This is a genomic window from Phormidesmis sp. 146-12 (assembly GCF_052939495.1).
This window is the reverse complement of sequence record NZ_JBJPHS010000156.1, coordinates 1-11,484: the sequence shown is the minus strand read 5'-3', so window position 1 is coordinate 11,484 and position 11,484 is coordinate 1. Positions and strand designations below refer to the sequence as shown.

Below are 11,484 nucleotides of genomic sequence, written 5' to 3'. Positions count from 1 at the left end.
GGGGCTGAAGCCGATTGAAACGAAGCGAGTCACTCTCATCGAACTGACGTTAAATAAACGTGAATTCGACGAAGTTTTTTCGTCTCGATGTCAAGCTTCTGCCCCTTAAATTCCCCATGCTAGGAGATCTTGAAGATAAAATTTCCAATTCAAACTACCCGATCGCTTCCGCTAATTCGAGCCAGCGTTCTGTAGAAGTTTCGATCAAGTGGTCGAGTTCTGCTAATCGCTCGGACAGTTTTTGGACTTTACTAAATCCATCGGGCGGAGTGCCGTAGAGTTTCTTTTCGATCTCTGCTTTTTCGGCTTCCATCTGAGGAATTTGTGCCTCTAGCTGCTCATATTCGCGCTTCTCTTTGAAGGAGATTTTACGCGATTTGTTGGCGGTGGATGTCGCGGGTAGTTCTATCGGTTTAGTAGGTTTTTCCTCTGGCTTTGAAACGTTGTTATCTTCTTCTTTTTTGTAATCTAGATAAACTGAATAGTTGCCGGGATACTGTCTCAAATTGCCGCCGGGTTCAAGTGCAAAGATAGTTTCGACGGTGCGATCGAGAAAGTAGCGATCGTGCGAGACTACAATCACACAGCCATTAAATCCTTCCAAATATTCTTCTAAAACGGCTAAGGTCTGGACATCTAAATCATTCGTTGGTTCGTCTAAAATCAAAACGTTTGGCGCACTCAATAGCACTTGCAGCAAAAACAATCGCCGCTTTTCGCCGCCAGACAGCTTGTGAATCGGCGCATATTGCTGACTGCTCGGAAATAAGAATCGCTCCAACATTTGAGACGCGGTGATCACACTTCCATCGGCCAGCGTGACTAATTCTGCGGTTTCCTTGAGATAGTCGATGACGCGCTGATCTTGATTGAGCGAGTGAATTAACTCCTCAGAATGCTGGTCAAAATAGCCAATGTGAATCGTGCTGCCAATGTCTACTTTGCCGGAGTCAGGTTCAATTTGTCCGGTAATAATATTCATCAGCGTTGATTTTCCAGCACCGTTGCCGCCGATGATGCCCACGCGATCGTCGGGACTAAACTCATAAGTGAAATCTTTAATTAAAACGCGATCGTCATACGCTTTAGAAATATTCGTTAATTCAATAACTTTTTTACCAATTCTGCGTCCAGCCGTAGCAATATCGACCTTTCCAACTGATTGCTTAAACTCACGATTTTGCATATCGTGAATGCGATCAATCCGAGCTTTTTGCTTGGTGCTTCTCGCTTTTGGCCCGCGTTTTAGCCACTCTAATTCTCGTCTCAAAACGCCTTGATGTTTGCGCTGAGTGCTGACAGAAGATTCTTCGGCGAGGGCTTTTTTCTCTAAGTAGTAAGAATAGTTGCCGGAATAGGTGTAAAGATCGCCGCGATCGATTTCTAGAATCCGATTGGTGACGCGATCGAGAAAATAGCGATCGTGCGTGATTAATAATAAAGCGCCTCGATATCGATTCAAATAGCTTTGCAGCCACTCGACCGACATTGCATCTAAATGGTTGGTTGGCTCATCCATCAGCAAGACATCGGGTTGAGACAAGAGCGCCGTCGCCAAGGCCACCCGTTTGCGATAGCCGCCCGACAAATCGCCAATTCGAGCGCTAACGTCATCAATTCCTAACTCGGTCAGGACGATTTTGGCGTTGGTTTCCAGTTCCCAAGCGCCGACGGCTTCCATTTGATGAGACACTTCAGACAATCGAGCCATCAGTGCCATTTGGTCGCCCTGTCCGTGAGCCAGCTTGTCTGACAGTTCCTCATATTCTCGAACCAGTGACATCTGTTCACCGCTGTCGGCAAACACTTGCTCAAGAATGGTACGGTCTTCGTCGATTTCGGGCTGTTGGGGAAGGTAGACAATTCTGGCGCTGGGATTGACTAGGCGTTGTCCCGCGTCGATCGGCTCCAGTCCTGCGATCATTTTTAGCAGTGTCGATTTGCCCGATCCGTTAGTACCAATCAACCCAACCTTGTCGCCTTCCTCAATGCTAAAGCTGGCATCCTTAAGAAGCTCTTTAATGCCAAAATCTTTGCTGACCGATCGCAACGTAAACAGACTCATTCGATTTCCCAGTTAGAAAAGCCCCCATTTACGTTAACATTCTGCAATCACTTTAGGCAGCGATCGACAATTCATCTCAGAAGTTTGGGGACTCTTTTAGACTGCGTTGATACTTCTCGGTAGTCATGCTAATTCATACCAGCTTGCCTTGGCTGAGTTTAGCGATAGCAACGTTATTGACTGATCACTAGAGTTTCTGGCTGAACGATTGTGCTTTGTTAGAGAGTAATCTACTTCATCGGCGGTCACTCATGTGTGAACATGACAAGCATCGTTATCTCGCCTTTGTTGGCGCACAGCATCATTCGGCGGATCTATTTCTGAGCTGCTATCCAGTGTGGTTTGATAAACCAGTCCATCTTATTCTTCATAATCTGAACATTCTTAAAGCCCGCTTGCTTTAGGTGGTCTACCAGATCTGACCGTTTGAATCCAATCTCATGAGTATTAGATAACTTAGCTACACGATAAGAGACTGCCGTATGAATAAAATTAGGTTCATTGCAGATCAGAAACCATCCGTTATTCCTTAAGCAAGCATAGCTAGAGATAATCGCTAAATCCCCCACGAGTGAGGGACTTTGAACCAGAATTCCTCTCTTAAAGTCCCCCAAAATTGGGGGGTTGGGGGGCAGGAGCCGTGAACAACGAAGCGGAAAAACTCTCATCGAATTCACGTCTTTTTACCGTAAGTGACGAACGATCGCACAGTCTAGAAGCTCCCTTAGATCCCTCCAATTTCAAGGGGGCTTCTGATTATGTGCTTGACCAATCTTCTATTTGCAAGTCTGAAACCTGCCGAAAGTCTGACCCATTGCGGGTGAGTAAGATTGAATGGTTGGTCATCGCGATCGCGGCAATTTTGAGATCCATATTCCCCAGTCGAGGATAAGCTTTTCGTAAGCGTTGATGCTCCAAAGCTGCTGCATGGTTGAAAGGAAGAATTGCGATCGATTGGTAATCAATGGAAAGCTGTCGCAGTCCTTGGTATGCAAAAACTTGTTCCTCCAAAATCTTTGCCCTGGCTAAAAGACTGAGCCGACCTTTGACTTGTTCTTCGTAGGTAATTACCGTCACAGCAACTTCAAGCTCGTCGATCGCCCCGAGTCTCGCTAAAATTCGCTTTCCCTCTTGACCGTTGCGTTAAATCAGGCTGAGATGGTCAGTATCAAGGATATACATGGTAGGAGGCAATCATTCTACTTATCAGACCTGCGCCATTCTTGCCCAAGGCGAACAGCTTCATCAAAAGTAGGGTCGTTTTCAAAGCTACCCGCAATTTTCGACCACCAAGGTTCCTTTTTCTGAAGAGATTCAGAAAGCATTTGTTTCACCTGCACTAATTCTGCCTCTAGCGTTGTGACTCGTGCTTCAAGTTGTTGAGAGCGTTCTTCAAGTTGCTGGGAGGTCATAGGAATCTGTAGTGGATCGACGAAGGCTTAAACGCATTATATCGTACACCCTAGAAGCAGTCTCAAGCTTGTTGAATTAGATAGAGCATTTAGTTGGACTTAGCTAATTCTTACCCAACAGGTACAGGCCAAGAAACACCGTAGAGCAGCGGCTTGAGTTTTGAGGGTTGGCTAACATTCCTGATCAGCGGCTGCAAGCAACCTCAACGACCCCATGAGTGACTTGCGGCAGTCCGTTGTTATGTCGCGTCTGCTGAAAGCACATCTTAGTCGTCATTGTATGCACTTGAATTCATGTAGTGACCCATTTGACCATCACACATCAAGCAACCTGACAAAAAAGTGTCTTCTAAATCTCCTGCGATCAATTCATTGCAGTACTCACAGTGTCCCACATCATCATGGACTACCTGGCAGGAAAAGCAAATCCATTTATCGCCCAGCTTTACTACAGAGTTCGCAGTTTCGCTATCATTACAGAAGGCAAAGCTTCCTTCAGTTTCATAATCGTCATACGACATTTTTTCTTTTATTACATCATTAATTTCAAGCTCCTCACTACATGAACAACAAGCTAAGGAGGGAAAAATATCAGACTGATCTTTAGCTTTAATTAAACTTGAATGACAAAAGGGGCATCTAATACTTTCTAATATATGCTTTGATACCTGGCTTTCAAAGCCATATGCCTCGAACGAGTGTTTGCAAGTTTTCTCTTCTGCCTGATATACATCTGCTGTCTCCAATAACGTCTGCCAACAGGCTTCACCAAGAATGTTGTAAGGCTCTTCCTCTAAATATTTACTAATGAAATCTCGAACCAAAAGAAATGAAGTGACAATGACTTCTTGGACTGCGCCAGACGACTTATCTGTGTAATAATGCTCTATGTTGTTGCGAAGCTTATTGATCTCTTCAAATCGGCTCCAATCGTATTCAATTTTAAGACTCTTAAATCTCTTTTTAATTGTCTGAACATCCACTGTTTTCTCACCATCACCAACAAACAATACATTACCTTTTTCATCACAAATAGGTTTTATGAATTGCTTTATTAAAACCTCCTTGTCGTGTTGTGGTGATAATCGCTTTAATTTTTCTTTGTAAAGAAGAAGAATCCCAGCACAAATGTTTCTAACTGCGGAGAGATATCTTCTGTTATCGTCCATCAGGTAGTCTTCGACACCAACCTGTATAGAGTCAATGGCATTTTGAAGCAGTGACATAACTTACGTTGACAAATAGAGCGGTCAAATCCAAAATTTCATCCAAGCTGTAGCGGCATAACTCCTTATTAAGCCGAAATTCCGCGCTGTGCTTGGCGTTCTCGAATGCGATCGAGCGTCCCTGTCGGAATCGCAGAAATTAGCTGACGGGTATAAGGATGCTCTGGGTGACGATAGATATTCTCGGACGTGCCGATCTCTTCGATTTTGCCTCGATTCATGACGACGATGCGATCGCTCATAAACTTCACGACACCCAGATCGTGAGAAATGAAGACATAAGTCAAGCCAAACTCAGATTGCAGTTCTTTGAGCAGATTTAACACCTGCGCCTGGACTGAGACATCTAACGCAGAAACCGACTCGTCACAAATGATGAATTTAGGGTTGAGAGCAAGCGATCGGGCAATACAAATCCGCTGGCGCTGACCGCCTGAGAATTCGTGAGGATAGCGATTCATCAACTCAGGATTTAAGCCCACTCGTTGCAACAGATAGGCCGCCCGTTCTCGGTGTTGTTTGGGTTTACCCCGCCCGTAGATCTGTAGTGGCTCCATCACCGCTTCGCCAATATTCATGCGCGGATCAAGCGAACTGTAGGGATTTTGAAAAATGATCTGCGCCTCTCGGCGAAACTGCCGCACTTCTGATGGAGACAAAGATAAGATATCTCGCCCCTCAAAGCGCACCTGTCCCCGTTTGGCTTCGATCAGTCGCAGCAGGGTTCTTGCCAGGGTCGTCTTTCCGCAGCCCGACTCACCCACCAGTCCCAACGTCTCCCCCGGATACACGTCAAACGAAACGTCGTTAACCGCCATCACATAGCGTTGAGTCTGCCCAAACACCCCTCGAATCGGGAAGGCTACCTGCAAATTTTGCACCGACAGCAACGGCGGTTTTTGCTGCAACTCATGCAGACGTGAGTTAAATTCTGCCTCACTGATTTCTTCTGCACTGCGAAGCACCTGAGCCACATCCTGCTGTTTTGCCTCGATCAGCCGCTCCCCTGTGGGCAACGTCGAAACTTCCATAAAATCGGACACCGTGGGCAAATATCGCAGGCGGCGATCGGGCTGTGGCCGACAAGTCAGCAAGCCTTTGGTGTAGGGATGTTTGGGGTTTGAAAAAATCTCCCAGACGGGCCCATATTCAACGATTTTGCCTTCATACATCACCGCCACCTGATCGGCAATTTCAGCAATCAGCCCTAAGTCATGGGTGATAAACATCATCGCCATACCCCGCCGATCGCGCAGTTCTCGCAGCAGATCCAGAATGGTGGCTTGTACGGTGACATCCAGGGCCGTCGTCGGCTCGTCAGCAATCAGCAGCGTCGGGTTACAGGAGATCGCCATCGCAATCATCACCCGTTGAATCTGTCCGCCCGAAAGCTCGTGAGGATAGCGATCGAGCATCGCCAACTTCTGACGGTTGATCTGCTGATCGATTTCTGCCTCGCTGGGTTGTTTTTTGTTTTGGGCGATGTCTTCGAGATAGCGGCGCTTGAGTTCTGCATCCGGTGCTAACAACCGAACTTCTTGCAGCAGGGCTACGGCCCGTCGTCTCGCCTCGGATTCAGAAACCTTTTCGTGCAGCCGAATCGCCTCAGTAATTTGAAACCCACAAGTGTAAACCGGATTGAGCGAACTCATCGGCTCCTGAAAGATCATTGCCAAGCGATCACCGCGATAATTTTGCAATTCTTGATCGGGGACGCGCAGCAAATCGATCGGCTCTCCACTTGTCTGAGCATCTCGAAACCAGATCTCACCGCCCGTCACTTTGCCCGGAGGATTGGGCACCAGTCCCATCACCGCCAACGAAGTGACCGACTTGCCCGATCCTGACTCACCAACGATTCCTAGAGTTTGACCGCGCTGCACCTGAAACGAAATGCCATCGACCGCTTTCACCACTCTCGTATCCGTTCTAAACCGAACCTCAAGATTGCGAACGTCCAGGATAGTCTCACTCATAGGGCAGGAACGACGATAAAAGGGTTGAGAGGGCAGCGATTGCCAAATTACTAATTTTGCTGAATTGCAATGATTCAGCTTAACAGCGAACTTGTAGTAGACGCTGTGAATCTTGTTACCTGACGGGATTTTTGATCGATTGTGCCAGTTTCAGAAGCCCTACAGCATGGACAGGTCACCGATCACGTCTAATCGTTTGTAGCGACCGATCGTAATATACGTTTCCGATAGCGCTTCTGCAACAGAAGGCGTGATCCAGCCCATTTGTTTGAGAACGTGGATTGCAACGGCGTATTTCGCTCGTTTTGCGCCATCGCTCACTTTGATGGCTAACCCCACACCTTCACCGACTCGTCCCACACACTGCACGCCTTCTGCCCCTGACTTACTGACGATTTCGCCCTGGGTAAGCTGCATCAACTCGGTGTCAAACTCGCCTTCTCCGGCCACCATCGTTGGATGATGCGTCATCGCCCGTGAAATTCGCTCCATGTCGAGACTGTTGCCCGATGCAAGGTGGGCGTAGAGCCAGGCCATTTGCCGCAGTTGCATAAAATAAGTCGGGGCGCCACAGTCATCTTTTGCCGTAATAAACTCGATCGCCGGGATCTTGAGCAACTCCGCAATCTTATTCAAAATCAACTGCTGTACTGGATGGTGATGCTGAAGATAATTGTTAAACGGAAACCCTCGCTGCTGACACACCGCCAACATTCCCGCATGTTTCCCCGAACAGTTGTACTCTAACGAACTGCGCTTGCCTGCCGGAACGGGACATTGCAGCATCGTCGGGTCAATGTCCGCCCGCCACAAAATGTTGAAAACCTGTCTGACTTGCTCAATGGTGCCCTGATGAGAGCTACAGATGATTGCCAAATCGCGATCTGTCAGATTATATCGCTCCAAAGTCCCCGTAGTTGTCATCGCCAGCGCCTGAAACGGTTTCAACGCAGAACGAACAAACGTCGCCGTGTCAGCGCTACCCGCCATCAAAAGAATGCGCCCGCGATCGTCGCAAATCACCGCCTCAGCGGAATGGACAGATTCTGGAATGCCTTCTCGCAGCAGCCTGACTTCAAGTTGTGCCGATGATTGATTTCTTCTTCCCCTTGTCATGCATAGCACTCTAACATTAGACGGGAACTCCACTCTCAAAAAGTTACTAGTTTTTAACTCGCTACAAGATCAGCCACGCCAATCCGCCACTCACCAAAGCCGTGCCCAAGAAGGCAAACGTGCGGTTGAGACGCTGCAAAATAGGCTGTATTTGATAGCTGACGATCAGCCGATCTTGATTGAGCACTTCGATCGGCTTTTCCCAGGTTTGCCCATCATACCAGCCCGATTCTTCATAAAAAACGGTGGTGTTGAGCAGTCGCGTCCTGACGTATGACCAGCCCAGATAGAGACGAATCAGCGCCAAGGCCGGAATAATACTTGCGCCAGCAGCCCCCAACAGTGCGTATTCCAGGGGGTGTCTAGCAGGAGAAAAGCTCATCGCCGCCGTGGGCCCCGCCAGCAGCCAGCTCAAGCCCCACAAAATTGCAATTGGCTTGATGTATCCCACCAGATCAAGCGTTGCCCATCTAAAAAACCACGATTCTTTGAGGTCTTGATACTCATTAATCGGTCTCTGTTCCACCGGAACGGGGCAAACGACTGAGGAGTTCATAAATCGAGCCAGAAAATAAACGATCGAATCTATCCGTTAGTATAAGGGAGTTTTGGGGTTTAGGTGCCTTAAGTGAGCCGTGAGTTAGCCGTAAAAACTGCCTTGAAGATCTAATTTGTTCTAATTTGTAAATTACCCGAAACATACCCCGTCCAGAACTAAGCTTCAAAGTCTCCCAATTTTGGGGGATTTAGCTTCAAAGTCTCCCAATTTTGGGGGATTTAGGGAGCAGAAGCCGACTGAAGCGGAGCAGTAAACGACTTGTGTACACAATAGCTTTTTAAGGGGCAGAAGGAATGAGCTATTAACCTGGCAATGTTTGTTATTACAAATGTAGAGATTGTGCTTCGACTTCGCTCAACACTCGATCGTTTAGCGGGTTGAGCGTAGCCAAAACTCACGCCAAAATGCAAATGTCAAATCTTTTATTGCCAGGTTACTAGGTACGACAACACATCCTGCGAGATCGTGATGCCCATCACGATACGACCTCTCGTAATCCATTAACCTGGGCCGGGAGAAGTGTCTTCAATCCAAATATCAACACAAACGTAATAGTCAGTCAAAGGAATTCCGAAGCATGATGTAGGCTGAGGAGGAATTACGCCCGTAATAATATTATTAATTACATTCTGTGAAGGGCGACTAATTCTTGTTTGCAGTTGATCCAACTGGCTCTTGGTGAGTTTTTTGGATAGCCTAACTGAACTAGTTTGAATTTTCCCCACTACTTGCTCTCGATTATGATCCTTTTTGGTGACCTGAAATTGAGATTCAGTTGTTCGTTGCTGGGCATTGACAATAAATACACTGCCAACAAAAAACAGTGTTAAGACAAATGCAAATAACACACCTATTCTGTATTTCTTTTTCATTTCTGTTCTCCTGTTAAGACGGAATTAAGGATGAGCAAACACACTTTCGATGTATGGGTAGCGTATTTTACAATGCACCTGTAGAACCTTTAAGTTACTGAGGCAAAAGATATCAGAAAATCCAATACTCCGAAATCTTTTAGGCTTGTTTGTGGTCTAATTCTTGCCAAAGCTCAGGCTCTCGAATTTGCATCATCAAATCCTCCACTTCAACTCAATTGTGGTGTTAAGTTGTGTAGCTCTGATCGCCCTTAGTTTTCAGGCTGACTTAACACTGGCAAATTCTCCTTCTGAATGTCTTGCACATTCTTATTGTTTTTGCACATTTTTGTTATGAGTTGAGCCAGATTTTAGGAGTTGCGCCAGTCAAGCGTTTGAAGTGACGATGTAGATGACTTTGGTGCGTAAACCCACAAGCGATCGCCACTTCTCCGATCGTCATCTCCCCTTGCCTCAACAAGTGCTTTGCCCGTTCGACTCGTTGTTGAATCAAATACCGATGGGGACTCAGCCCAGTAGCTTGTTTAAAGGCACGGCAAAAGTAGTGTTGACTCAGTTGAGCGATCGCTGCCAGTTCATTCAGGCTCAATTCGCGCTCTAAATAATCGTTGATGTAGTCTGTGACAAGATGCAACCGATGTTGAGAGAGTCCACCTGTGTAAACTGGAGTGCTACAGGGCTGGGTTGCATAATGCCGTAGCAAATGAACCGCAAGTGTATTTGCCAGTGTTTCGGCATACAAACGACTTCCACTTCCCTGCGATTTCAGTTCTGCTTGAAGGGCCAACCCAATCTGATAAATCAGCCCATCTTGAATTCCAAACTGAGGAATCAACTCTGCACGATCGGTTGCTAATAGGTCGATCGCGCTCAGGTTAAATAACTCCGACTTCAGGTTTAGGGAAAGCGTTTGAAGCTTACTGTTCCAGCAGAAAAAGTGACAACTGTAGATTGGACAAATCACAGCCGTACCGTGAAAGAAGGTTGCTCTATTGGATTTTCCTTCTACAACCTGCTCTACCTGGAGCCTGTGCCCCATATTTATGCTGATCACATAGTGATCGAGACAGTATTCGGGAGTTTCTCCAGGTGGTAGATGATGAGCTTCTATAGCCATGTTGCTCCACCCAGCGTTGTAGCTTGTGAGAATGGGTGACTGCTCAAAGATATTCGGTAAACGATTCGTATGACTTGAATCAAATCTTTCCTGTGTTGACATCGCTCATCCTCCTTTTTTTCTCAAGAGGCATATTTACTTCAAGGTTCGTAGTTCCATGCCAGCTCAGGCAGATTTCTCACCACGTCGCGCAGACTTTGACCCGATAATTCGGCGAGTTGCCGGAAAGCCCGCCCAGACACATAACAATCGGCTCCTGGAAAACATCGGGCACAGCGTTGATAAAGTCGTTGAACGCTTGGGTTCTCGACCGCCTGCCCTTTGATGTATGAGCCGCGATGTATGAGCCGCCCTGCTGCTGAATTTTGACAGCGATCGCGGTAATCAACTGGATTGCTACCCCCCGACCCCGATGAATCGGATCAACAAACAGATCAATCACCACGCCCCCGTTAAGGCAATAGTGAAGATCATAGGATGATTCCCAGGCTGCAAAAGCGATTAACGTTTGGAGTTCAGCTTCTGCGACCATCATTTCAAATTCACGTCCAAAACCGTCTTGTGCCAGCTTTTGAGGGGTTCCTCCCCAGGGACGCTGAAACGTTTCTTGCATGAAGACTGTTATTAGTTTTTCCAGGTTTGAAATATCGTCTGGAGTTGCATTGCAAATGTAGTAGGACATTATGCAGGCACCTTCATCTTTATAACTTTTTTATAACCCTGTCAATAAAGAATAGATCGCCCAGAGTCTCTAGAAAATACTCAACAAAAAGGCTCAGTTCTAACTTCAATGTTAAAACCAAGCCTGAATACTTATCTTCAAGATTCAATGACTGACCCAAAACTTAGCCCTTCTCTTAGCCGATCGCCAGTGGCTCGTAGGCAACTTTGGGCGCATGTCCCCAAAAGGCTTCGAGGTCGTAGTGTTCGCGCTCTTGAGGCATGAGAATGTGGACGATCACATCGCCGTAATCCTGCACCACCCAGCCGCCTTCTGCCAACCCTTCCGATCGCAGGGGTTTGCGGTTGAGCGTTTCTTCTACTTCGTCTTCGATGGCGGCGGCGATCGCGCGAATCTGCACCTTAGAAAAGCCCGTCACGATCACAAAATAGTCTGCCAAGACGGTGACTTCTCCTACTT

General features: G+C 46.9%; 11 protein-coding genes. All 11 read right to left on the bottom strand.

Going from position 1 to position 11,484, the window contains the following annotated elements:
* Positions 1-154: 154 nt before the first annotated feature.
* Positions 155-2,065, bottom strand: coding sequence for an ABC-F family ATP-binding cassette domain-containing protein (locus ACKFKF_RS32210; protein WP_446871486.1), 1,911 nt, complete (start codon positions 2,063-2,065; stop codon positions 155-157).
* Positions 2,066-2,821: 756 nt separating this feature from the next.
* A complete protein-coding gene (locus ACKFKF_RS32205) occupies positions 2,822-3,142 on the bottom strand; it encodes a type II toxin-antitoxin system VapC family toxin (RefSeq protein ID WP_446871485.1) in 321 nt (106 codons plus the stop codon).
* A gap of 122 nt (positions 3,143-3,264) precedes the next feature.
* Positions 3,265-3,477 (bottom strand): hypothetical protein, encoded by a 213-nt coding sequence (locus ACKFKF_RS32200; RefSeq protein ID WP_446871484.1) that lies wholly within the window; start codon positions 3,475-3,477, stop codon positions 3,265-3,267.
* A gap of 266 nt (positions 3,478-3,743) precedes the next feature.
* Positions 3,744-4,703 carry a hypothetical protein gene (locus ACKFKF_RS32195; RefSeq protein WP_446871483.1) on the bottom strand — a complete coding sequence of 320 codons (960 nt, stop codon included), beginning with the start codon at positions 4,701-4,703 and terminating at the stop codon, positions 3,744-3,746.
* Positions 4,704-4,771: 68 nt separating this feature from the next.
* Positions 4,772-6,679 carry an ABC transporter ATP-binding protein gene (locus tag ACKFKF_RS32190; protein ID WP_446857949.1) on the bottom strand — a complete coding sequence of 636 codons (1,908 nt, stop codon included), beginning with the start codon at positions 6,677-6,679 and terminating at the stop codon, positions 4,772-4,774.
* A gap of 159 nt (positions 6,680-6,838) precedes the next feature.
* Entirely contained in the window at positions 6,839-7,795 is a 957-nt protein-coding gene (locus ACKFKF_RS32185) for an asparaginase (RefSeq protein WP_446857950.1), read from the bottom strand.
* Positions 7,796-7,856: 61 nt separating this feature from the next.
* Positions 7,857-8,351: a CGLD27 family protein gene (locus tag ACKFKF_RS32180; protein WP_446871482.1), complete on the bottom strand. Its 495-nt coding sequence runs from the start codon at positions 8,349-8,351 to the stop codon at positions 7,857-7,859.
* A 503-nt stretch (positions 8,352-8,854) separates the two neighbouring features.
* Entirely contained in the window at positions 8,855-9,226 is a 372-nt protein-coding gene (locus tag ACKFKF_RS32175) for a hypothetical protein (protein WP_446871481.1), read from the bottom strand.
* A gap of 331 nt (positions 9,227-9,557) precedes the next feature.
* Positions 9,558-10,445: a helix-turn-helix domain-containing protein gene (locus tag ACKFKF_RS32170; protein WP_446871480.1), complete on the bottom strand. Its 888-nt coding sequence runs from the start codon at positions 10,443-10,445 to the stop codon at positions 9,558-9,560.
* 76 nt (positions 10,446-10,521) lie between these two features.
* Positions 10,522-11,025, bottom strand: a complete 504-nt coding sequence (locus ACKFKF_RS32165; RefSeq protein WP_446871479.1) for a GNAT family N-acetyltransferase — start codon at positions 11,023-11,025, stop codon at positions 10,522-10,524.
* A 175-nt stretch (positions 11,026-11,200) separates the two neighbouring features.
* On the bottom strand, positions 11,201-11,484 hold a 284-nt coding region (rsfS, locus tag ACKFKF_RS32160; RefSeq protein ID WP_446871478.1), incomplete at its 5' end, for a ribosome silencing factor.